This is a genomic window from Stenotrophomonas maltophilia group sp. SKK55, assembly GCF_057179845.1.
The window spans coordinates 272656-293787 of sequence record NZ_JBXUHP010000048.1 but is presented as its reverse complement, the minus strand read 5'-3'; the positions used below and the strand labels follow the sequence as shown (position 1 = coordinate 293787).

19 protein-coding genes are annotated in these 21132 nt (G+C 67.6%); 6 read left to right on the top strand and 13 right to left on the bottom strand.

Going from position 1 to position 21132, the window contains the following annotated elements; all coding sequences use genetic code 11:
- Positions 1–188 precede the first annotated feature (188 nt).
- The 3 genes from AC2A1N_RS15820 to AC2A1N_RS15810 form a co-directional block, all read right to left on the bottom strand.
- Positions 189–1409: a multifunctional CCA addition/repair protein gene (locus AC2A1N_RS15820; protein WP_242891311.1), complete on the bottom strand. Its 1221-nt coding sequence runs from the start codon at positions 1407–1409 to the stop codon at positions 189–191.
- 55 nt (positions 1410–1464) lie between these two features.
- Entirely contained in the window at positions 1465–1701 is a 237-nt protein-coding gene (locus AC2A1N_RS15815; protein WP_242891313.1) for a hypothetical protein, read from the bottom strand.
- A gap of 68 nt (positions 1702–1769) precedes the next feature.
- Positions 1770–3755: a transglycosylase SLT domain-containing protein gene (locus AC2A1N_RS15810; protein WP_242891323.1), complete on the bottom strand. Its 1986-nt coding sequence runs from the start codon at positions 3753–3755 to the stop codon at positions 1770–1772.
- Positions 3756–3906: 151 nt separating this feature from the next.
- On the opposite strand from AC2A1N_RS15810, the gene AC2A1N_RS15805 reads away from it, so the two are divergent.
- The 3 genes from AC2A1N_RS15805 (at position 3907) to AC2A1N_RS15795 (ending at position 7705) form a co-directional block, all read left to right on the top strand.
- A complete protein-coding gene (locus AC2A1N_RS15805; RefSeq protein ID WP_154351756.1) occupies positions 3907–4314 on the top strand; it encodes an ExbD/TolR family protein in 408 nt (135 codons plus the stop codon).
- Between the two features lie 57 nt (positions 4315–4371).
- Positions 4372–4599 (top strand): hypothetical protein, encoded by a 228-nt coding sequence (locus tag AC2A1N_RS15800; RefSeq protein WP_242891325.1) that lies wholly within the window; start codon positions 4372–4374, stop codon positions 4597–4599.
- 295 nt (positions 4600–4894) lie between these two features.
- A complete protein-coding gene (locus AC2A1N_RS15795) occupies positions 4895–7705 on the top strand; it encodes a TonB-dependent receptor (protein WP_429001055.1) in 2811 nt (936 codons plus the stop codon).
- 132 nt (positions 7706–7837) lie between these two features.
- Here AC2A1N_RS15795 and fhuE read toward each other — a convergent pair whose 3' ends face one another.
- The 3 genes from fhuE to AC2A1N_RS15780 form a co-directional block, all read right to left on the bottom strand.
- Entirely contained in the window at positions 7838–10000 is a 2163-nt protein-coding gene (fhuE, locus tag AC2A1N_RS15790; RefSeq protein WP_484372830.1) for a ferric-rhodotorulic acid/ferric-coprogen receptor FhuE, read from the bottom strand.
- Positions 10001–10185: 185 nt separating this feature from the next.
- Positions 10186–10737: a M23 family metallopeptidase gene (locus AC2A1N_RS15785; protein WP_061479612.1), complete on the bottom strand. Its 552-nt coding sequence runs from the start codon at positions 10735–10737 to the stop codon at positions 10186–10188.
- Between the two features lie 77 nt (positions 10738–10814).
- A complete protein-coding gene (locus AC2A1N_RS15780; RefSeq protein ID WP_061479611.1) occupies positions 10815–11297 on the bottom strand; it encodes an Lrp/AsnC family transcriptional regulator in 483 nt (160 codons plus the stop codon).
- Between the two features lie 72 nt (positions 11298–11369).
- On the opposite strand from AC2A1N_RS15780, the gene AC2A1N_RS15775 reads away from it, so the two are divergent.
- Complete coding sequence (locus AC2A1N_RS15775) at positions 11370–12239, top strand: EamA family transporter (RefSeq protein ID WP_484372828.1); 870 nt, start codon at positions 11370–11372, stop codon at positions 12237–12239.
- A gap of 110 nt (positions 12240–12349) precedes the next feature.
- Here AC2A1N_RS15775 and AC2A1N_RS15770 read toward each other — a convergent pair whose 3' ends face one another.
- From AC2A1N_RS15770 to AC2A1N_RS15755, 4 genes are all read right to left on the bottom strand, one after another.
- On the bottom strand, positions 12350–13087 hold the full coding sequence (locus AC2A1N_RS15770) for an endonuclease/exonuclease/phosphatase family protein (RefSeq protein WP_172412138.1): 738 nt from the start codon (positions 13085–13087) through the stop codon (positions 12350–12352).
- Positions 13088–13140: 53 nt separating this feature from the next.
- On the bottom strand, positions 13141–13977 hold the full coding sequence (locus AC2A1N_RS15765; protein WP_484372826.1) for a thiol:disulfide interchange protein DsbA/DsbL: 837 nt from the start codon (positions 13975–13977) through the stop codon (positions 13141–13143).
- A gap of 106 nt (positions 13978–14083) precedes the next feature.
- Entirely contained in the window at positions 14084–14734 is a 651-nt protein-coding gene (locus AC2A1N_RS15760; RefSeq protein WP_484372824.1) for a thiol:disulfide interchange protein DsbA/DsbL, read from the bottom strand.
- Positions 14735–14840: 106 nt separating this feature from the next.
- Entirely contained in the window at positions 14841–15641 is an 801-nt protein-coding gene (locus AC2A1N_RS15755; protein WP_049414654.1) for a c-type cytochrome, read from the bottom strand.
- A 156-nt stretch (positions 15642–15797) separates the two neighbouring features.
- On the opposite strand from AC2A1N_RS15755, the gene yihA reads away from it, so the two are divergent.
- Positions 15798–16400 (top strand): ribosome biogenesis GTP-binding protein YihA/YsxC, encoded by a 603-nt coding sequence (yihA, locus tag AC2A1N_RS15750; RefSeq protein WP_049414655.1) that lies wholly within the window; start codon positions 15798–15800, stop codon positions 16398–16400.
- A gap of 99 nt (positions 16401–16499) precedes the next feature.
- Here the strand turns inward: yihA and AC2A1N_RS15745 are convergent, their stop codons facing one another.
- The 3 genes from AC2A1N_RS15745 to AC2A1N_RS15735 form a co-directional block, all read right to left on the bottom strand.
- Positions 16500–17474, bottom strand: coding sequence for an MBL fold metallo-hydrolase (locus AC2A1N_RS15745; RefSeq protein ID WP_134969190.1), 975 nt, complete (start codon positions 17472–17474; stop codon positions 16500–16502).
- Between the two features lie 610 nt (positions 17475–18084).
- On the bottom strand, positions 18085–18909 hold the full coding sequence (locus AC2A1N_RS15740; protein ID WP_061479605.1) for a helix-turn-helix transcriptional regulator: 825 nt from the start codon (positions 18907–18909) through the stop codon (positions 18085–18087).
- A complete protein-coding gene (locus AC2A1N_RS15735; RefSeq protein WP_242891333.1) occupies positions 18906–19610 on the bottom strand; it encodes a VIT1/CCC1 transporter family protein in 705 nt (234 codons plus the stop codon). The genes AC2A1N_RS15740 and AC2A1N_RS15735 overlap by 4 nt, the downstream gene beginning before the upstream one ends.
- A 152-nt stretch (positions 19611–19762) precedes the next feature.
- On the opposite strand from AC2A1N_RS15735, the gene AC2A1N_RS15730 reads away from it, so the two are divergent.
- Positions 19763–21127, top strand: coding sequence for a glutamate--cysteine ligase (locus AC2A1N_RS15730; protein ID WP_242891335.1), 1365 nt, complete (start codon positions 19763–19765; stop codon positions 21125–21127).
- The last annotated feature ends 5 nt before the right edge of the window (positions 21128–21132 follow it).

The following is a 21132-nucleotide window of genomic DNA, read 5'->3' as shown; positions in this document are numbered from 1 at the left end:
GGGTTTGGCACTGGTAGCTGCGTTCATCACCCGGTTCAATCCGGTGGAGACGCTCCGATTGGGTGGATGGCTGTTCCTCTTGATGCAACCCATCTTGTTGGGTGCTCATGCTGTCGACCACTTCTCGCGTAAGCGTCGTCGATAGACGGGCGATCGGTGCCGGCCAGCAGCCGGCATCACCAGGTGCTTCAGCGGGCGGCGGCGATGGCTTTCACCCGCGCCTTGGCCAGCGCCTCGCCAATGGCCGGCCCCTTCAGGTGCGTGGTATCCAGATCACGTGCCTGCACTGACAGCGCCGCCTGGTGCAGGCGCTTGAGCGTTTCGCCCTGCGGGTAGTCGGCGTCCTCGAAGCCGAGCCGGCCGCGCTTGTCGGCCTCGCAGCACAGTGCGATACGCGCCACGCGCTCCGGCCGGCGCAACGCATCGCAGCGGCCCAGTAGTTCCAGCACGGTGGCATCGCGCAGTTCGTCGATGCGGTGCACGTTCAAGTGCTCGCGGCACACCGCTTCAGCCAGCTGCTGGTGCTCGGCTGGAATCTTCAACCGCGCACACAGTGCCTTCAACGGCTTGATGCCGCGCTGCTCGTGCATGATGTGGCGCGGCCATTCCTCCGGCGGGGTCAGGCCCTTGCCGAGATCGTGGGTGAGGGCAGCGAAGCCGACCAGGTCATCGCCGGGGGCGAGCTTCGCGGCCATGTCGCTGACCATTTCCTGGTGGATGCCGGTGTCGACTTCCGGGTGGAATTCGGCACGCTGCGGTACGCCGTACAGTGCTTCCAGTTCGGGCAGGATCGGGCCCAGTGCCTGCGCATCGTGCAGCGTGCGCAGGAAGGCGGAGGGCCGTTCACTGACCAGCGCCTTGCGCAGTTCCTGCCAGACGCGTTCCGGCACCAGTGCGTCCAGTTCACCGCTGGCGGCGACCTCGCGCATCAGTGCCATGGTCTCTTCGGCGACGCTGAAGCCCAGTGGTGAAAAACGGGCCATGAAGCGCGCCGCGCGCAGCACGCGCAGCGGATCCTCGACGAAGGCCGGCCCGACATGGCGCAGCACGCGCTGTTCCAGGTCACGGACACCGCCATAGGGATCGACCAGCGTGCCGGTGTCTTCGTCGCAGGCAATCGCATTGATGGTGAAGTCGCGGCGCTGCAGGTCTTCTTCCAGCGTCACCGCCGGATCGGCATCGACCACAAAGCCGCGATAGCCGCGGCCGGATTTGCGCTCGGTGCGCGCCAGCGCGTATTCCTCACCGGTCTTCGGGTGCAGGAACACCGGGAAATCACGGCCGACTGCGGTGTAGCCCTGTGCTTCCATCTGCGCGGGCGTGGCGCCGACCACCACCCAGTCGCGGTCGCCGGCAGGGCGCTGCAGCAGGCGGTCGCGTACGGCGCCGCCGACAAGATAGATCTTCATGGGGGGATGATCGCATGGCCGGCGCAGATGTTCCGGTACGACCGATGCTGAGGCCTCACGTCAGGCCGCGCCACTCCGGCACGAACAGGCCGGCCAGGAACCATAGGCCGTAGACGATCCACAGGCAGAGGACGTACAGCTTGATCTGGGCTTCGTCCCACAGGCTGCCCCAGCTGTCGACGAAGGCCAGCGACTTCCAGCCTTCCATCCAGGCCGCGCCACCCCAGCGCAGTACCCAGGTGGCGAACAGGCTCCAGGCGGCGAATATCCCGATCCAGGCCAACAGGCTCATTGCGTTCCCCTCCCCGGGAAATGGCTACCAGGTCGTGCCAGCCAGAAGCCGGCACGACCGCAGTGCGATCAATCGCCGCCCTGCTCAGCGTCGGCCGCGCAGCTGAATTTCTTGCGCTTGTCCACCAGGCGGCCCATCAGGCGGTCGCTCAGCGGCAGCGCATCACCATTGAGGCGCCAGTCGTAGATCACGCTGAAGGCCAGCACGCGGGCGACGTACTCGCGGGTTTCCTTGTAGCTGATGGTCTCGATCCACAGATCCGGATCGAAGCCCGGGCGTTGGCTCTGCCAGCGTGCTGTCGGCGTTGGCCCCGCGTTGTAGGCGGCGATGGTCACGTACGGCAGGCCGTCGTACTTGTTCATCAGCTGGCGCAGGTAGGCGGTGCCGATGGCGATGTTGGTGTCCGGGTCGTACAGGCTGTCGGCGCCGCCGTAGCCGGTCAGGCCGATCGACTTGGCGACGCTGGCACCGGTGGCCGGCAGCACCTGCATCAGGCCCATGGCGTTGGCAGGCGAGCGCGCGCGCGGGGTGAACGTGCTCTCGGCACGGATCTCCGCCGCCACCCAGGCCGGATCGATCGCGTTGCGTGCCGACTCGCGGCGGATGGTGGCGTCGTGGTGCAGCGGGAAGCGCAGGTCATACAGGCGCTGTTCCTGCGGCTGCTTGCCGAGCGCGAACACGGCGCGGTCGAACCAGCCGTTGTCCTGCGCCACGCGCACGGCGAGGCGGCGCTGGGTGTCGTCGAAGCGCGACAGCGCGCTGTTCCATTCGGCCACGGCCCAACCGGCGCGGTCGATCTGGTACAGCGCCATCGCGCGCTGGATGGCCGGGTCGCGCGCGACCGCTGCCTGTGCCTGCGCGCTGTCGTTCGGCTTCCACGGGCACAGGGTGTAGCCCTGCTGCAGCTTGTCGGCGGCCAGGAAACCGTGGAAGGTCGGTGCGCGTGCGGCTTCGCGGAACAGCGGCTGCGCCTGCTGGGCCTGGCCGGTCTTCTCCAGCATGCGGCCTTCGAAGTAGCGCCAGCGCGGGTCGCTGCGCTGCTTGCTGCCCATCTTGCGGATCGCGGTCAGCGCCGCCGGCCAGTCGCCGCGCGACATCGCTTCGCGCACGCGCCACTCGTGCAGGCGTTCGTCATAGGCCGACTCCGGCACCGCGTTGAGGCGGCGTGCCGAATCGGGCAGGTAGGAGGCCACCGTCCACAGCGCGATCTGGTACAGCACCTGGCCCTGCTGGTCGGCACTCAGGCCGAGCGCCTGGGCGTACTGCGGCAGCTGCTGCTCGGTGGCGCCGGGGTCGGCCTTGGCCAGCTTGGCCAGGCCATCGGTGGCGATGCGCCGGCTGCGCTCGTTACGAGGCCAGTTCAACGCGCTGGCGTTGGGCTTGTCGACAAAGGCGGCGTAATTGTTCGCCAGCGCCAGGTCGGCGGCGGGCAGGCCGCGTGCGGCGCTGCGCATCACCGCCGGCTGCTGGGCGTCGGCGGCGGCATCGATGCGTTCCCAGCGCAGGGCGTCGCTCAGGCCGCCTTGTGCCTGCAGCACGGCGAAAACGGCATCACAGCCGTCCGGCAGCGACTTGCCGTTCTTGCGCCACAGGTCCTGCGCTTCACTGATCCACTGCGGATCGACCTTGCCCGTCACCTGACGCGCGGTCAGCTGCGCACAGCGCAGGCCGGCGTTGTCGGTGGGCACCCAGTTGGCGAGCAGGGTGGGCCAGTCCTGGCGGCGTGCGAGCGAGGGCAGCCACACGCTGCGGAAGGTGGTGGCCACGGCCTGGCCGTCGTAGCGCTTGAGGAAGGCCTGGGCCTGCGCGGTATCGACGGTGTCGATGTTGCGCCGCAGGTTGGCGTACTCCAGCCAGCCATAGGCCGGATGACGGCTGAGCGCAGCGGCCTGGCCAGGATCGTACTGGCCGCGTTCGGCGGCTGCGATCGCGGCTTTCAGCTGCGCGTTCTGGGCATCGAGGGACTGGGCATTGGCGCAGCCGATCAGCAGCGTGGTGGCCAAGGGCAGCAGGGACAGGGCGGTCGAAGTGCGTCGGGTCATGGCGGGCAGCATAGCGGGCGATGGCTGAATTCAGTTTCGCATTGCGTGCACGCCCGGCGTCGGCAACGACAGCTGAATGAATCCGCGCAGGCCCCTGCCGCACGGGGTCGCAGGCGTCGTAACGTCGGCCTTGGGCGAACGGCCCGGCTGCAGGGAGCGGCACATGGCGTTCAGTAGCGCAGAAAGAAGCGGCCCGCTGGCGGACATCAATGTCACGCCACTGGTGGATGTGATGCTGGTGCTGTTGATCATCTTCATTGTGACCGCGCCCATCGTGGCCCGGCCGATTGCGGTGCAGTTGCCGCAGGCCACCGATCGGGTGGTCGACCGTCCCGAACCGCCGCCTCCGATCGAGCTGCGCCTGGATGCCTCGAACCAGCTGAGCTGGGATGGCCAGCCGATGGTCATCGACGATCTGCAGGCGCGCCTGCAGGCGCAGGTGGACGAAAATGTCGGCAACCTGCCGGAACTGCGCATCGCCACCGATCCCGCGGCCGAGTACGAAGGCATGGCGAGGATATTGGCTGCGGCCGAGGCGACCGGCATGGAGCGGATTGCCTTCGTGCGTTGAGTCCGGCAACGGGCGGTCTGCCATCGGCGGGCCGCGCTTCCTGCCGGGGAACGTGGCGTGCGATACGGGACACAGCGCGCCACCTCCTTGGTGGCCACTCCCAATCTGGCACCGCTGGTGCAGGCGCAGCAGATGCCGCAGCAGCATCGCTCCCCGGTGCATCTGGCGACCGCCGACGACACCGACTATGAGGATATGGCGCGCAGCCCATGCTGGCTGTCAGCCAGCATGGGCTGCGCGTCGACGCGCCCGGTCACTAGCGCTGGCATCGACAAGGCCCCTTGATGAGCTGTGGCGGATCTCGGCGCGCGCTGTCGCCACCGGCATCACAGCGAAGGGCGTTGAACAGTACCGTCCGGTTCTAAACGGCCCCCATTTGACGCAAATGGCCGTCAATTGCGTCAATTCCGCGTGAAAGAGTGTCGATCGTCACGCCGTGATTTTTACCGCTTGTTTACAAAGGAGACGCTGCCGCCATGCAGGGGGGTGCGGCAGTCCATGTCCCGACATTCCTTTGGAGAGAGAGCGAATGAATCACCTGCACCACCGCCCTTTGGCGGTTGCCGTCGCGCTGTGCGTGATGACCCTGGCACCGTTGGGTGCCGCTGCACAATCCACCACCAACCTGGATGCGGTGGAAGTCACCGGTACCCGCATCAAGCGCGCTGAGGTGGAGGGCCAGGTGCCGATCCAGACGCTGACGCGCGGCGATATCGAACGCACCGGCCTGACCTCGATCGGCGAAGTGCTGCAGCAGCTCACCGGTTCCGGTTCGGCGCTCAACGCCAAGTTCAACTCATCCGGCAACTTCGGTTTCCCGCCCGATGGCAGTGGCGTGGGTGCCGGTTCGGCGCAGGTCGATCTGCGCCACCTGGGTGCCAAGCGTGTGCTGGTGCTGGTTGACGGCATCCGCTGGGTCAACGAGTCGTCCGCATCGGGCGTCGGTGCGGCCACCGACCTCAACACCATTCCGCTGGCCATCGTCGAACGCATCGAGGTGCTGGAAGACGGCGCGTCGTCGCTGTACGGCTCCGATGCCATCGCCGGCGTGGTCAACATCATCACCCGCCGCGACTTCGATGGCGGGCAGGTGACCCTGAACTATGGTGAGTACAGCAAGGGCGACGGCACCCAGAAGGGCGTGGACCTGGCGTGGGGCAAGAGCGGCGACCGCTTCAGCCTGTTCCTGGGCGCCAGCTGGACCAAGCAGGACCCGGTATTCGCCAAGGATCGCGAGCAGTCGCGCTTCCCGATTCCGGGCACCGGCCTGGCCTTCGGCAGCGGCGGCATTCCACAGGGCCGCTTCGCCTTCGTCGACCCCAACACCGGTGCCGAGCAGGACATCGTGCCCAACAGCGGCGTGCCCAACCCGCGCTATGACGGCAGCGCCGGCTGCAACCGCAGCGATGACTACCACTGCTTCACCAGCGCCGACCGCTTCAACTTCGCCGAATACAACATGGTGCTCACGCCGTCCGAGCGCAAAGGCCTGTTCGGCCAGTTCCGCTTCGACATCACTGACAACGTGCAGTGGTACATCAAGGCGCTGGGCAACCGCCGCGAGTCGACCAACCAGGCCGGTCCGGAGCCGCTGTTCTTCGGTCCTGACGGCGCCACCGGCAATCCGCTGGCCGACAACATCGTGGTCTCGCGCCTGAACCCGTACAACCCGTTCGGTTTCGATCTGGTGTCCGGCGACAACATGAGCCTGATCGGGCGCCGGCCGGTGGAAGGTGGCGCGCGCGTGTTCAAGCAGGAGGTCAACACGACCTACGTGGCCACCGGCCTGGTCGGCAACTTCCAGGCCGCCGACCGCAGCTGGTATTGGGACGTCAACGGCATGTACAGCAAGAACAAGGCCGAACAGACCAACTACGGCAGCTACAACATCTACAACGTCAACATGGCGCTGGGTGACCCGGCGGTGTGCGCGGCAACCCCGGGCTGCGTGCCGTTGAACATCTTTGGTGGCGTCGGTTCGATCACCCCGGACATGCTGAAGTGGATCCAGCCGGTGGTGCACGACCGCAGCCAGAACGAGCTGAGCCTGTTCACCGCCAACCTGTCCAGCGAGCTGTTCTCGCTGCCGGCCGGCCCGGTGTCCTTCGCCACCGGTTTCGAGTACCGCAAGTACGAGGGCTGGTACCAGCCGGATCCGCTGACGGTGATCGGCCACTACAACGGCGTGCCGTCGCAGCCGACCTCCGGTTCCTACGACGTCAACGAGGCCTACCTGGAGTTGAGCGTGCCGATCTTCGCCGACTCCTCGTTCGGCAAGAAGCTGGACCTGAGCCTGGCCGGCCGCTATTCGGACTACTCCACTTTCGGTGGCGAGTTCACGCCCAAGTACGGCCTGCGCTGGCAGGTGACCGATGACTTCGTGCTGCGCACCACGTACGCCGAGGGTTTCCGCGCACCGTCCATTGGCGAACTGTACGGCTCGGCCGCACGTGCCGACCTGCAGCTGTTCGATCCGTGCTCGGTGGGCCTGGGCGGTACGCCGCCGCGTGGCAGTGCCGCCAATTGTGCCGCGCTGGGCGTGCCGGCCGGCTTCCAGCAGGCCAACTCGCAGATCTCGGTGACCACCGGCGGCAATCGTGATCTGGAACCGGAGCGCTCGCGCAGCTTCAGCACCGGCTTCGTGTGGAGCCCGTGGTTCGGCAACAACGCGTCGTGGTCGGAGCGCTTCGACGTGGAAGTGACCTTCTACCGCCACGCCATCGATGGTGCGATCCAGGCCATCAACGCCCAGACCCAGCTGGACCTGTGCGTGGACACGCTCGACCCGGTGTACTGCGATGGCATCACCCGCGCCAGCACGGGTGCGGTCAGCAGCTTCAACAACCGCTTGACCAATCTGGGCTCGATCAAGACCGACGGCTGGGACGTGGACCTGTTCTGGACGTTGCCGCAGACCTCCTTCGGCCAGTTCAAGCTGGCGTGGAAGAACACGTTCGTCGGTCGTTACGAAGCCACCGGCGCGGCCGGGCAGAAGCAGCCGCAGAAGCCGGGCGTGGAAGTGGCCGACAGCTCCATTCCGGAGTGGACCAGCAACGCCAGCATCGCCTGGACGATGGATCGCTGGAGTGCGAACTGGACGGTGCGGCACATCTCCGAGCTGACCGAGAACTGCGGCGATGCCGTGGCATTCCCGGTGTGCAGCAACCAGGCCGACGGCACCAACACGCTCTCGGCCACCACCTTCCACGACATGCAGGTGGGCTACAAGATCGACTGGATGAAGGGGCTGCAGCTGACCGCGGGCCTGAACAATGTGTTCGACAAGGATCCGCCGATCTGCCTGTCGTGCTCGTTGAACGGGTATGACGCTTCGACCTACGACATCCCGCGCGGTCGTTACTGGTACCTGCGCGCGGACCTGCGGTTCTGATGTGAGGGGGGCAGCGCCGGTCAGTTCCGGCGCTGCCTTGCGGATGTAGCGCCGAGTCCGCGCTCGGCTGATTCTCTGAGCCGAGCATGGGCTCGGCTCTACAGGTGCGGGGCGGTCGTACCCCGCGTCTGATCAGAACGCCCAGGTGAACGTCAGTGAGCCATTGCGGCCATCGCCGTACGCACCGTAGCCGGTGATCTGCGAGTAGTACTTCTTGTCCAGCAGATTGTTGAGGTTGGCCTGCACGCTCCATTCCGGCGACAGGCGGTAACGCACGAAGGCGCTGACCAGGGCGTAGCCGCTCTGTTCGATGCGGCCGTAAGCCGGCACCGCGTAGTAGATGCGGTTCTGCCAGTTGGCGCCGCCGCCGACGGTCAGTGCCTGCAGCGACTGCGGGGTGTAGCTGGTGAACAGTTTCAGCGCGGTCTGCGGCAGGTTGGTGTTGATGTCGGCGCCGTTGATGTCCTTGGCCACGTAGCGCGAAGCACCGAAGGTCGCGTTCCAGCCGGGCGTCAGTTCGCCGTTCACTTCGAACTCGAAGCCACGGCTGACGGTGCCGCGCGCGGCCACGTAGGCCGTTTCGCCGCCGGTGCCGCCGATGACCGGCTCGCCGGTGGACTGGCCGACGTTGTCCTGCTCGATGCGGAACACCGCCACCGAGGCATTCAGTCGGTTGTCGAACCAGGCACCCTTCACGCCCACTTCGTAGCTCTTGCCGTCCACCGGGTCCAGGTAGCTGCCGTTGCGGTCCTTCAGCATCTGCGGCTGGAAGATCTCGGTGTACGAGGCATAGGTGGAATAAGTGTCGTTGATGTCGAACACCAGGCCCGCATACGGGGTGGTGACTTTGTGCGAACGGTCGGCGCCTTCGCCTTCGCTCTTCCAGTCGGTGTAGCGCGCGCCCACGATCAACTTCAGCGGATCAGCCAGCGACAGGCGTGCTGCAGCATAGGCGGCCTTCTGGGTGATGGCGCCTTCGCTGGCCAGGGCCAGCGGATTCCAGTTCGGTTCGCTGATGTTGCCGTTCCAGTTCAGGTAGCTGGAGAAGGGGTCCCAGGCGAGGCCGGCGCCGCCGATCTGGTAGTCGCCGTAGTTGGCGTACTCGCGCTTGTTGTAGCTCAGGCCGCCCATCACTTCGTGCTTCAGGCCAAACAGCTCGAACGCGCCACTGAAGTAGCCGTCCACCGCATTGACCTTGCGTTCGGTGTTGTAGAAGCCGGCCGACGGCGAAATGCCGGCACCGGTGTTCTTGTCGAAGAACGAAGCGCCGGTGACCCAGTCGTTGTAGGCCGGGTAGAACAGCTTGTCGTCGGCCTTGGTTTCGTCGTGGGTGGCGCCGATGCGGACTTTCCAGTCATCGTTGAAGGCGTGTTCCAACGTGGCGAACGCGCGCTTGCTGGTGGTGTCCCAGTAGGTCCAGCTCGGGTTCGGATTGAACGATTCGTCGTAGCCGGTGCTGGTTCCATCGGAGAACAGCATCGGGAAACCACCCCAGGTGGCGCCGTTGGCGCGCTTCTGCTGGTAGTCGTAGCCCACGCTCAGCTGGGTGTCCGGGGTCAGGTCGGCGTCGATGACGGCGTAGCCCAGCGTCTTGTGCTGGTTGTAGCGGTCCATCTGCGCGTCGGTGTCCAGGTAGCTGCCGATCACGCGGGCGCGCACCGAACCGCTCTTGTTCAGCGGGGTGGTCACGTCCACGGTGCTGCGGGTGCGGCCCCAGCTGCCGACGTTCACCGAGACGCTGCCGGTCAGTTCGGCGCTGTCGGCGTGCTTGCGCACCAGGTTCACCGACGCCGACGGGTTGCCGGCACCGGTCAGCAGGCCGGTGGCGCCACGCACCACTTCCACGCGGTCATACAGCGCCAGGTCCAGGCCGGAATCGCCGTAGCTCCAGTTCTGCACCATCTGCGTCGGCAGGCCATCGAACTGGTAGCTATCGATGTAGAAGCCACGCGAATAGAACTCGATGCGCTCGCTGTCGGACTGGGTGCTGCTGACGCCGGTGGTGTTGGCCAGCACGTCGATGATGTCGTCCAGGTTCTGATCTTCGATGCGCTGGTGGCTGATGATGCTGAGCGACTGCGGGATCTCGCGCGGCGCCAGGTCGAAGCGGGTACCGGCCGAGGTGCGGCGCACCGAATAGCCTTCGGCGCGTTCGCCCTTGACCACCACTTTGTCGAGCGTGGTCGGGTCGGCGGCGGTGTCGGCGAAGGCGGCCGGGGCCACGGCGCAGAGTGCAGCGAGCACGGCAACGGACAGCCGTTGCGGCTGCGGGATACGGAAGGCGGAACGGTTCATGGGGGTCCTGGACGAGCACGCGCGCTCGGCCAGCATCCAGAGGGCGAGGCGCTACGGGTGGGAAACGGGCGGGCAGGCCGTCCTGGCACCACCGGAAACGAAGGAAATGGTAATACGAACTATTCCTATTTACAAACCATGAACGCGGAAGGCGCTCACGCAGGACTCGACGCAGCACATGGCGTTCAGCGCAGCAGCGGCAGTGGATCGCGGGCACCGTCGGTGCCGTAGATGCCCCAGTGCAGGTGCGGCGGCGTGCCCTTGGCGTTGCCGCTGTCGCCGACGTGGCCGAGAAGGTCGCCGGCCTGGACCACCTGGCCGCGCGCCAGGCCCTCGGCCCAGTCGTCCAGATGGGCGTAGTAGTAGCGCTCGCGCCCGGGCCCGATCACCCACACCTGGCGGCCACCGAGGCCGCGGTCGCTGACATCCACGACGACGCCGGCGGTGGCACTGCGCACCGGCGTGCCGCGCCTGGCGAAGATGTCGATGCCGGCGTGGGAACGGTCACGGCCGCGCGGAGCGCCGAACGTATCGGCGATCTGGCGGGGCCGCACACCTTCCACCGGCACCGGAAGCTCGGTGGCCGGAGGCATCCGCGAGAGTGTCCACAGCAGTTTCGGTGCAGCGGCCCATGGGCTGTTCCACAGCGCCATCGCGGCAACGATCGCGATGGCCAGCCACAGGCCGCGCAGCAGCCAGCGGCGCAGGCGACGGGCGGGGGAGGGCGGTGTGTTCATGGTCTCCGACTGTAGCGCCGAGCCACGCTCGGCGGCTGTTGCTTTGTGGTCAAAGCGCAGTCGAGCATGGCTCAGCGCTACAGAACCGGGGCCAGCGGCACTTCGAAACTGCGCTTCAACGTTCCCAGTGCCACCGAGGTGCGGAAGCGCTCGATGTTGTCATCGCCACCGAACAGGCGCTCGGTGATCGCTTCGTACTCCTCCATCGACGCGGCCGAAAGCAGCAGCAGGAAATCGCCATCGCCGGTGATCGAGTAGCACTGCTGCACCGCCGGGTCGTCCTGCACGCGGCGCTTGAACGGCGCCACGCGTTCACGCAGCTCGCTGACCACGCGCACCTCGACGATGATGGTCAGCGGCCGGCCGATCTTTGCGGCATCGATCACCGCCACATTGGCCGCGATCACGCCGCTGTCCTGCAGCCGCTTGATGCGTCGCTGCACGGCCGGGGTGGACAGGTGCACGGCCTCGGCGATCTCGCGCTGCGGCAGGGTGTTGTCCCGCTGCAGCAGGTCGAGGATGGCGCGGTCGAAGCTGTCGAGCACGGGGGCGGTGGCCATGGCGAGCAGAAGTTGCACGAACGGGCTGTCAATTGAGCCAAGTGCTCGGCGCCGGCGCAATAGACTTTGCCCATGCAGACCTCACGACTTGCGCCGATGTTGCCGGCGCTGGCGGTGCTCGGCTCGGTCACCTCGCTGGCCATCGGCACTTCCTACGCCAAACACCTGTTCCCGCTGATCGGCGCCCAGGGCACCAGTGCGCTGCGCGTGGGCTTCTCGGCGCTGTTGCTGCTGCTGTTCTGGCGGCCGTGGCGCTGGAAGACCCGCCGCGTGGACGCGATCACCCTCCTGCGCTACGGGCTCACCCTGGGCCTGATGAACCTGCTGTTCTACATGGCGCTGCGCACGATTCCCTTCGGCATCGCGGTGGCCATCGAGTTCACCGGGCCGCTGACGGTGGCGATGCTGTCATCACGACGCCCGATCGATTTCCTCTGGGTGGGCTGCGCGGCGGTGGGGCTGTTGCTGCTGCTGCCGATCGGCGGTGGACCGGCGCTGGATCCGGCCGGCGTGCTGTATGCCATGGGCGCAGCGGCGTGCTGGGGCCTGTACATCGTGTTCGGCAAGCGTGCCGGCCACCTGCACGCCGGGCATTCGGTGTCGCTGGGGCTGCTGGCGGCTTCGCTGGTGGTGGTGCCGGTGGGCGTGGCGCATGCCGGTGCCGCGCTGCTCGATCCGAAGATCCTGGCGGCCGGCCTGCTGGTGGCGCTGGTGTCCAGTGCGATCCCGATGTCGCTGGAGATGATGGCGCTCAAGCGCCTGCCAAAGGAAACCTTCGGCATCCTGATCAGCATGGAGCCGGCGGTGGCCGCGCTGTGGGCGATGCTGCTGCTGCACGAGCACCTGCATGGATTGCAGTGGCTGGCGATCGGCTGCACGGTGCTGGCTTCGGTGGGCAGCACGATGACTGCGCGGGGGTTGAAGGCGTCGGCCACCGCCTGAAAAAAGGGGACGGAGGGGATTAAGTCGTTCATGCCCTGATTTAGGGGGCGCCAGGCGGCGGCAGGCGCGAAGCGTGCGGACCAACGGTCCGCACCTACCAGGGGGGCGGTTCAGCGCAGGGCGTCGGCCGGGACGTCGATCTGCATCGCCAGGGCGAGGTGATCGGAGAACGCGGCCGGTATGGCTTCCACGGTGCGGGTCTGCAGGCCACTGCTGACCAGGATGTGGTCGATGGCGCGGTCGGGGCGCCAGCTGGGGAAGGTCGGCACGATGCAGCCGGGCGGCTGCAGCCGGGTCTTCTGGTACAGCACCTGCATTTCCGGGCGTTCTGCCAGGCAGTTGAAGTCGCCCATCAGCACCGCGTTGGGATGGTCGGACAGCAGTTCGGCAATGAAGCCCAGCTGCGACATCCGCGATCCCGCGCCCAATGACAGATGCGCCACCGCCACCGCCAGGCCGTCGGTACCGTCGCCGAACTTGGCCAGCAGCACGCCGCGCCCGCCGATGCGGCCGGGCAGGGCGTGGTCCTGCACTTCCACCGGTTCGAGCTTGCTCAGCAGGCCATTGGCGCTGGAGGCGACCCCGCCCATGCGCCGGTTTGGCTGGTGGCTCCAGTAGTTGAAGCCGGCGCGCTGGGCCAGGTAATGGGTCTGGTTGGTGAAGCCCGAGCGCAGGCTGCCCGGGTCGGCCTCCTGCAGGCCGACGATGTCATGTTCGCGCGCCAAGGTGGCGATCGCGTCCAGGCTGCTGCGCTTGCGACCCGCCGGCAGCGCATGTGACCAGCTGCGGGTCACATAGTCGCTGTAACGGCGGGTACTTGAGCCGGCCTGGATGTTGGCCGTCAGCAAGCGCAGGGTCCGTGTACGGGGGGAATTCACGGCCGGGAAATGCTTCTCTTGGATCAGTGAGCCTGGGCCGCACCGCGTTCGCGGGCGATCAGGTGATCGGCGATGCGCAGCATGTCCGGGAAGCTCTTGCCCTTCACCAGGTACTTGCCGTTGACGATGATCGACGGGGTGCCGCTGATCTGGCTGCGCTGGGCGAACTGCTTGGCCGAGTTGGTCTTGGCATTCACCGCGAAGCTGCCCATGGTGGCCGCGAACTGCTTCGGATCGACGCCGTAGGCGGCGTAGAACTTGGCGATGTCTTCCACCGAGTCACGGCCGCGCTCGCCCTTCAGGGTCTTCTGCGAGTGGATGGCGGCGTACAGCGCTTCGTGGGTCTTCTCCTGCACGCCCAGGGTCTGCGCGGCGTAGAAGGCACGCGCGTAGTCATCCCAGGTGCCGCCGAACATGGCCGGCACGTAGACGAAGTTCACGTCGCTGGGCAGACCAGCCTTCCACGGGCCGACCAGCGGCTGGAACGCGGCGCAGGCCGGGCAGACGTAGCCGAAGATCTCGGTCACTTCGATCTTGCCGGCGGCCGGCTGGAACGGCTGGCCGTTCGGGATCACCTGGTAGTCGGCACCTTCCACCGGAGCCGGGCCGGTCAGTGCGGCGGTGGTCGGGGCCGGTGCGGCGGCCGGCGCCGCTTCGGCCGGGGCCTTCTCGCCTTCAGCGGCAGCCGGCGCGGCGCCTTCGCTGCCCGTTGCCGGCGCAGCAGCCGGTTCGGTGCTGGCTGCCGGGGTGGCTGCCGGTTCGGCCGGGGCTGCGGTGGTGTTGGTGCTGCCGTCGTCGGCCTTGCAGGCGGCCAGGATCGGCAGCAGCGCTGCGAGGGCGAGGGCGTAACGGATCTTCATGGAAACGTCTCCAGCATCTGGAAAGGTGGGGCCGGCGGCAGGCGCCGGCCAAGGGGAAATGATGACATGCGGCGGCGACAACGCCGTGTCGGTGGTGGGTGTTGGTTCAGCGGCCGCGGGCGGCGCGCGCCTGCGCGATCAGCGCCGAGGCAATGCGCAGCTGGTCGTCGAATCTGTTGCCGCGCACCAGGTACTGGCCGTTGATGATGATGGCCGGGGTGCCCGGGATCTTGGTGCGCTGGGCGAACGCGCGCGCGGCGTCGACCTTCTTCTGCACGGCATCGCCGCGCAGGGCCTGGATGTAGCGGTCCGGCGTCACGCCGTAGGCCTTGTAGAAGGTGGCGAGCTCATCGGCCGAGACGTTCTGCATCGGCAGCGAACCCTGTTCGTGCAGGGCCTTGAACACGGCGGCATGGCTGCGCTTGGCCACGCCGACTTCGTCGGCGGCGTAGTAGGCCAGGGCCCAGGCATCCCAGGCACCGCCGAAGGCCGCCGGGACCGGGGTGAAGCGCACGTCGGCCGGCAGCTTGGCCGCCCAGGCTTCCAGCTGCGGTTCGAAATGGGCGCAGTGCGGGCAGGTGTAGCCGAAGACTTCGACCACCTCGATCTTGCCGGCCAGCGGCTGGAACGGGCCCGGCTGGGCGATGCGCTCGTAGTCTTTGCCCTCGACCAGCGGGGCATTGGCGGGGGGGGCGGCGCAGGCTGCCAGCGGCAGCAGCACCAGCACGGACAACAGCAGGCGGGAAATCAACCTCATCGACACGCATCTCCGTTGAAAAAAGCAACGCCGGCGCAGCCGCCGGCGTGAAGGAAACATACCGCAGCCGTGGGCCGACGTCGCGGCCCGGGCCGACCAGTGGTGGTCAGGGGGCGGCAGCCGGTTGTGCTGGCGTGGCCGTGGTGGCCACATCGTCGGCCTTGTTGTGCAGGCCCTGCAGGTAGCTCGACAGCGCCTGCACCTCCTGCTCGCTGAGCTTCTGCGCGACCGTGGCCATGATCTGGAAGTGCGCCTTGTCGGTCTCGTTGGTCTGGCCGGCCTGGTACTCCTGCAGGCGGCGCGCGACATAGCTGGCGTGCTGGCCACCGAGATGCGGATAGGCCGGGCCGGGATTGCCGGCACCGCTGGGGCCATGGCAGGCCATGCAGGCCGGCAGGCCACGCTTGGCATCGCCGCCGCGGTACAGCTGCTGGCCGATCTCGTAGAACTTCATGCCCTTGTAGGGACCCTCGGTGACCGCCGTGTCATCGGCGATGCCGGCGTTGGCTTTCTGCGTGGCGAAGTAGGCGCCGATATCACGCATGTCCTGCGGGGTGAGGTTCTGCACGAACGGCACCATCGCCACTGCCGCGCCGGAACTGCGCTGGCCGTTGGCTATCAGGGCCATCTGCTGGGCCACGTAGCGCTCGCTCTGGCCGGCAATGGACGGATACATCTCCACCGTGGAATTGCCGTCGACGCCATGACAGGCCGCGCAGGCCGAGGCCTTGGCCTGGCCGGCCTTGGCATCGCCCCAGTGGGTCTTGCTGAAATCCACCTCCAGCGAGGCGGTGTTGATCGGCCCATTGTCGGGCAGCGGGGTCAACGTGGTCTGCGCGAACGCAGCAGCGGCAACGACTACAGCAGTGGCAAGGGCGGATACGGCAAGAACGCGAGCGTGGCGCATGCTGAAGCTCCGTATGGACCGGGCCGGGCGGTGGCCGCCGGCATCGTTCGGATTATCAACGCCGTTTCCGCGCACGGTCAACGCAGCAGTGCAGCAAAATGCCCGCAAAGGCCGCCGGCACGGGCGCGCGGCGCCGCAACATGCGATCCTAGGCACATGTCATTGCTCATCGAACGCGCCCGTTACCACCTTTCGGCCCATAACGTGCGGCAGCTGCCGCCCGACGAAGGGGCCGAAGTGGCCTTCGCCGGCCGCTCCAACGCCGGCAAGTCCAGTGCGCTCAACGCGCTGACCCGCCAGAACGCCCTGGCGCGTGTCTCCAAGACCCCCGGCCGTACCCAGCAGCTGGTGTTCTTCCAGGTCACCCCGGAGGCGCATCTGGTCGACCTGCCCGGTTACGGCTACGCCAAGGTGCCGCTGGACCTGCAGGCGCACTGGCAGGCCTTCATCGACAAGTACTTCCGCACCCGCGAGGCCCTGAAGGGGCTGGTGGTGGTGATGGACATCCGTCATCCGCTGAAGGACTACGACCGGCAGATGCTGTCCTATGCCGTGCAGCGCGGCCTGCCGGCGCACGCCCTGCTGACCAAGGCCGACAAGCTCAGCCGCAGCCAGCAGATGCAGTCCCTGCAGAAGGTGCGCAAGGAGCTGCAATCGGCCTACGGTGACAGCGTCAGCGTGCAGGTGTTCTCCGGCGAAGACCGTACCGGCGTGGACGAAGCCCGCGCCGTGATCGGCGGCTGGCTGGGGCTGGAATAGGGCCTTCCCTGCCTTCCTGTAGAGCCGAGCCTACGCTCGGCTGCGGAATCCCGGCACGCTGCGCGTGGTAGCCGGGCATGGGCTCGGCGCTACACGAGGTCATTTCAACGGCGAATACTCCGCCGGGACCCACGCATAGGCCTGGCCTTCGCTGCGGACGTGGCCCAGGCCGGGGAACGGCAGGTGCGCACCGGCCACCCACCAGCCGTTGGCGGTGGCCTGCTGCAGCAGCCCGCGACGGCTGGCGATGGCCGCCTTGCGGTCCGAATCGGCCTCGAACGCGGCCTCCGGGTGCGCGAACTGCACCGCATGGAAGTGCAGCACGTCGCCCCACACCAGCAGTGACTGGCCCTGGCTGTCGAACCGGTAGGAGACGTGGCCGGGGGTGTGGCCATGGGTGTCCATCGCCACCGCGCCGCCGGGCAGGGCATCGCCGGGGTTGAACGTGCGCAGGTGGCCACTGGCCTGGTACGGCGCCACCGCGTTGCGCGCCAGCGGGAAGGCGAAGCGCACACCCTTCGGCGCAGAAGCCTCGCTGGCCGGGTTGAGCCAGTAGTCGGCATCGGCCCTGGACAGCCACACCGTGGCATTCGGGTAGGCCGGCTTGCCCTGCGCATCGAGCACCCCGCACAGGTGGTCCGGATGGGCGTGGGTCAGCAGCACCTCGTCCACCTCGGCCGGGTCCACGCCGGAGGCGCGCAGGTTGCCCAGCACCTGGCCCAGGCCGGGGCCGAAGCACTGCGCGGTGCCGGTATCGACCAGGGTCAGGTGGTTGCCCTGGCGCACCAGGAAGGCGTTGATCGCGGTCTGCAGGCCCTTCTTGTCTTCGGGCACGTAGCGGCCTTCCAACAGGCGGCTGACCAGTGTCGGCGGCACGTCGACCACTTCCTGCCGGCCCAGCGCGACCACGCCGTCGAACAGGGCGGTGACCTGCAGCGCACCGACGCGCTGGTGGTAGACGCCGGGCACCTGCTGGGTGGGCGCGGGCGAGGTGGCTTCGGCCAGCGCGGCCAGTGGCAGGGCGGACAGGGCCAGCAGCAGGGCGGTGCGCAGGGGCAGGTAACGCAGGGTCATGGCGGTTCTCGGTGGACGACGGGCGATTCCGTTGCTGCATAGCGTGCCGCGGCCGGCGTGTGCGCGGCGCTCAAACCACTGCGCGGAATGCTCAGGGAAGGGTGGGGCAGGGCTGCGCCCTGCACCCGCAGAGGCAACAGCAACAGCAACAGCGGGCTATCCGTGGGATGGCGGGGCGGGTCCGGTTGCGGGGGACGCCGTAAATACGTCCCTGTAGGCTCGGTCGCGCCATCCATGGCGCTCACGCCCCCGCAACCGGACCCACCCCGCCTTCGACAGTTTTCCGCGAACTGTTGGAGATGCTCTTGGGGTCAGATCCGTTTTCCGCAGGAAAACGGATCTGACCCCAGAGTTTCATTCGATATCTGACAGATGTGTCGACCAAGGTCGACACCTACCAACAGCCGAGTGAACCTGTCGAAGGTGGGGCGGTGTCGGAGTGCGGGGTGTCAGCCGCATGAATGCGGCTGCCAAGCCTACAGGGACGTACTTGCGGCGTCCCCGCACTCCGGCACCGCCCTGCCATCCCACGGATAGCCCGGTGTTGCTGTTGCTTCGGCCGTTGCCGTTGCCTCTGCAGGTGCAGGGCTGCAAGCCCTGCCGCCCCCCCTCAAATGTCTGTGGGAGCCAGCCCGTACTGCTCGGCGAAGCGCTTGCTGAAACTGGCCGCAGACCGGTAGCCCGCGCGTGCGGCTACGGTCTTCAGCGGCAGGTCGGTGGTGTAGAGCAACTGCATGCCATGCGCCAGCCGGGCCTCGGTGAGCAGCTGGCGCAGGCTGGTGTCCTCGGCGGCGAGCCGACGGCGCAGGGTCGCGCCGCTCAGCGCGAACAGCGCTTCCACATCACGCGATTGCCAGTCGCGAGCCGGCTCGGCGGCGATGCGGTCGCGGATCTGTTCGCCCAGGCTCGGCGCCTGCGGCAGCAGCAGGTTGCCGTGGCCCTGCCGGCACAGGGTCAGTACCAACGAGGCCAGGGCCAGCCGCGCTTCGCTGTAACGGCCGTCCTGCAGCGATTGCCGCCACTGGCGCAGCACCACGCCATGATCGATCAACGGCAGTCGCGCCATCGCATGACCGGCGGCGGGAAGCTCCCCGCTCCACAGCGTACGTGCGGCCGCCAGCACTTCGGCACACAGCGGCACGATGGCGCTGAGGTAGCGGCCACTGCGTGGGTCGGGGGTGTTGACCACATCGATGCGGCAGCGCTGGGTCAGCAGCAGGATGTCGCCGGGGATGAACTCCAGCGACTGGTGCGCGGTACGCACCTGCTTGCGGCCTTCCAGCAGGATCGCGAACTGTGGTTGTGGAATCTCCACCGAGCTGGCGCCATGTTCGCGCCGAGCGGTGATGCACGCATAACCTTCGGCGCGTGCGCAGCCGGCCAGGCTGGCCATCTCGGCCAGCAGTGCGGTGGCCGGTGGCAGCATGGCGGTCATGACACGTGGGCACCGAACAGGCGACCGACGCCCGCTGCCGCGGCCATCGCCAAAGCGCCCCAGAACATCACCCGGATCGCGCCGCGAACCGGCGGTGCGCCGCCGGCCCTGGCCGCCACTGCGCCGGTCAGGCACAGGCCGAGCAGGGTACTGGCCGTGGTCATCAGTGCGACCCTGTCGGCCGGTGCGAGCAGGGCGGTCAGCACCGGCAGCGCCGCGCCGCAGGTGAACGCACCGGCCGAGGCCAGCGCTGCCTGCAGCGGACGGGCGCGCAGGGTATCGGTGATGCCCAGTTCGTCGCGGGCGTGGGCACCCAGCGCATCATGGGCGGTGAGCTGTTCGGCCACCTGCCGTGCCAGCGCAGGCTCCAGGCCGCGGTGGCGGTAGATCGAAGCCAGCTCCTCCAGCTCGCTGTGCGGATTTTCGCGCAGCTCGCGCCTTTCCATTGCCAGGTCTGCGTCTTCGGTGTCGGCCTGGGTCTGTACCGAGACGTACTCGCCGGCGGCCATCGACATCGCGCCGGCCACGGTGCCGGCCACGCCGGTGGCGAGGATGGTGGTAGCGGAGGCGCCGCCGGCGGCCACGCCAACCACCAGGCCGGCCACCGAGACGATGCCATCATTGGCGCCCAGCACGGCGGCACGCAGCCAGCCGACGCGCTCGGAGCGGTGCAGTTCGGGGTGTCGTGAATGGCGGCTCATGACGTTGAGTGTACGAGGGTCAAGAGGGCGTCGGTAGGATGCTGAAACCCGTCACCGTCGCATGACGCAACGAGGTGCCACGCTATAGTGCGCCCTTGCGATGGAAGGCCGCGAGCCCCACATCCCCCGCCACCGTCCAGCGAGCCTTCCCCTTGTCGAGCCCCAGCCACGTCGCCGATACCCCCATTACCGACCGCTCGCAGCTGGTGGAGGTGATCGCCTCCGGCGAGAAGCCCCGCGCGCAGTGGCGCATCGGCACCGAGCACGAGAAGTTCGGGTTCCGCCTGGATGACCTGCGCCCGCCGACCTTCGAGGGGGAGCGCGGCATCGAAGCACTGCTCAACGGCCTGGTCCGCTTCGGCTGGGAGCCGGTTCAGGAGAATGGCCGCACCATCGCCCTGCTGCGCGATGGGGCCTCGGTGACCCTGGAACCGGCCGGCCAGCTGGAGCTGTCCGGTGCGGCGCTGGAGACCATCCACCAGACCTGCGTGGAGACCGGCACCCACCTCAACGAAGTGGCGCAGGTGGCCGGCGAACTGCAGCTGGGCTTCCTCGGCATGGGCTTCCAGCCGAAGTGGAAGCGCGATGAAATGCCGTGGATGCCGAAGGGCCGCTACAAGATCATGCGTTCGTACATGCCCAAGGTCGGTTCGCTGGGCCTGGACATGATGACCCGCACCTGCACGGTGCAGGTGAACCTGGACTACGCCACCGAAGCGGACATGGTGAAGAAGTTCCGCGTGTCGCTGGCGCTGCAGCCGATCGCCACCGCGCTGTTCGCCGATTCGCCGTTCACCGAAGGCAAGCCGAACGGCTACCTGAGCTATCGCTCGCACATCTGGACCGACACCGACGCCGACCGCACCGGCATGCTCGACTTCGTGTTCGAGGATGGATTCGGCTACGAGCGCTATGTCGATTACCTGCTCGACGTGCCGATGTACTTCTCCTATCGCGACGGCACCTACCACGACGCCAGCGGGCAGAGTTTCCGCAACTTCATGCAGGGCAAGCTGCCGGTGCTGCCGGGCGCGTTGCCGACCCTGCGCGACTGGTCGGACCACATGACCACCGCGTTCCCGGAAGTGCGCCTGAAGAAGTACCTGGAAATGCGCGGCGCCGATGGTGGCCCGTGGAGCCGCCTGTGTGCGCTGCCGGCGTTCTGGGTGGGCCTGCTGTACGACGACACGGCGCTGGACGCTGCCTGGGACCTGGTGCGTGACTTCACCCTGGCCGAGCGCCATGCGCTGCGTGACGGCGTGCCGAAGCATGCAATGAACCTGCCGTTCCGCAACGGCACGGTGCGCGACCTGGCCCGGGAAGCGGTCAGGATTTCCGTGGAAGGCCTCAAGCGCCGTGCGGCGCGCAATGCCGATGGCCAGGACGAGAGCAAGTTCCTGGACGTGCTGCAGGAGATCGTCGAATCCGGCCTGACCCCGGCCGAGCGCAAGCTGGCGCTGTTCCATGGCCGCTGGCATGGTGACGTCGATCCGGTGTTCCGCGAGTTCGCGTACTGACCGTC

Bases quoted from the DNA above. Each gene is read 5' to 3' on its own strand.
- AC2A1N_RS15820 (WP_242891311.1), bottom strand. From the start codon at position 1,409: ATGAAGATCTATCTTGTCGGCGGCGCCGTACGCGACCGCCTGCTGCAG.
- AC2A1N_RS15815 (WP_242891313.1), bottom strand. From the start codon at position 1,701: ATGAGCCTGTTGGCCTGGATCGGGATATTCGCCGCCTGGAGCCTGTTC.
- AC2A1N_RS15810 (WP_242891323.1), bottom strand. From the start codon at position 3,755: ATGCTGCCCGCCATGACCCGACGCACTTCGACCGCCCTGTCCCTGCTG.
- AC2A1N_RS15805 (WP_154351756.1), top strand. From the start codon at position 3,907: ATGGCGTTCAGTAGCGCAGAAAGAAGCGGCCCGCTGGCGGACATCAAT.
- AC2A1N_RS15795 (WP_429001055.1), top strand. From the start codon at position 4,895: ATGACCCTGGCACCGTTGGGTGCCGCTGCACAATCCACCACCAACCTG.
- fhuE (WP_484372830.1), bottom strand. From the start codon at position 10,000: ATGAACCGTTCCGCCTTCCGTATCCCGCAGCCGCAACGGCTGTCCGTT.
- AC2A1N_RS15785 (WP_061479612.1), bottom strand. From the start codon at position 10,737: ATGAACACACCGCCCTCCCCCGCCCGTCGCCTGCGCCGCTGGCTGCTG.
- AC2A1N_RS15780 (WP_061479611.1), bottom strand. From the start codon at position 11,297: ATGGCCACCGCCCCCGTGCTCGACAGCTTCGACCGCGCCATCCTCGAC.
- AC2A1N_RS15775 (WP_484372828.1), top strand. From the start codon at position 11,370: ATGCAGACCTCACGACTTGCGCCGATGTTGCCGGCGCTGGCGGTGCTC.
- AC2A1N_RS15765 (WP_484372826.1), bottom strand. From the start codon at position 13,977: ATGAAGATCCGTTACGCCCTCGCCCTCGCAGCGCTGCTGCCGATCCTG.
- AC2A1N_RS15760 (WP_484372824.1), bottom strand. From the start codon at position 14,734: ATGAGGTTGATTTCCCGCCTGCTGTTGTCCGTGCTGGTGCTGCTGCCG.
- AC2A1N_RS15755 (WP_049414654.1), bottom strand. From the start codon at position 15,641: ATGCGCCACGCTCGCGTTCTTGCCGTATCCGCCCTTGCCACTGCTGTA.
- yihA (WP_049414655.1), top strand. From the start codon at position 15,798: ATGTCATTGCTCATCGAACGCGCCCGTTACCACCTTTCGGCCCATAAC.
- AC2A1N_RS15745 (WP_134969190.1), bottom strand. From the start codon at position 17,474: ATGACCCTGCGTTACCTGCCCCTGCGCACCGCCCTGCTGCTGGCCCTG.
- AC2A1N_RS15740 (WP_061479605.1), bottom strand. From the start codon at position 18,909: ATGACCGCCATGCTGCCACCGGCCACCGCACTGCTGGCCGAGATGGCC.
- AC2A1N_RS15735 (WP_242891333.1), bottom strand. From the start codon at position 19,610: ATGAGCCGCCATTCACGACACCCCGAACTGCACCGCTCCGAGCGCGTC.